The organism is Hymenobacter coccineus, assembly GCF_001816125.1.
Taxonomy (GTDB): Bacteria; Bacteroidota; Bacteroidia; order Cytophagales; family Hymenobacteraceae; genus Hymenobacter; species Hymenobacter coccineus.
Map to the genome: position 1 here is coordinate 1 of NZ_MDZA01000393.1, position 207 is coordinate 207.

General features: G+C 60.4%; 1 protein-coding gene. It reads left to right on the top strand.

The genetic code is table 11. The features are described 5' to 3' along the window. Positions 1–207 (top strand): hypothetical protein (locus BEN49_RS28300; RefSeq protein ID WP_158022998.1); only part of this gene is annotated, 207 nt, incomplete at both ends.

The following is a 207-nucleotide window of genomic DNA, read 5'->3' on the forward strand; positions in this document are numbered from 1 at the left end:
CGCCCCTGGAAGTGCCCGTTCGTGAAGGGCGGGTTCCAGTTCACCAGCGGCGTCATCGAGTCGGAAGAGTTGTGGCTCAAGCTCAGCGAGTTGTTCTTCCCGGTGTATCGCCCCTGGAAGTGCCCGTTCGTGAAGGGCGGGTTCCAGTTCACCAGCGGCGTCATCGAGTCGGAAGAGTTGTGGCTCAAGCTCAGCGAGTTGTTCTTC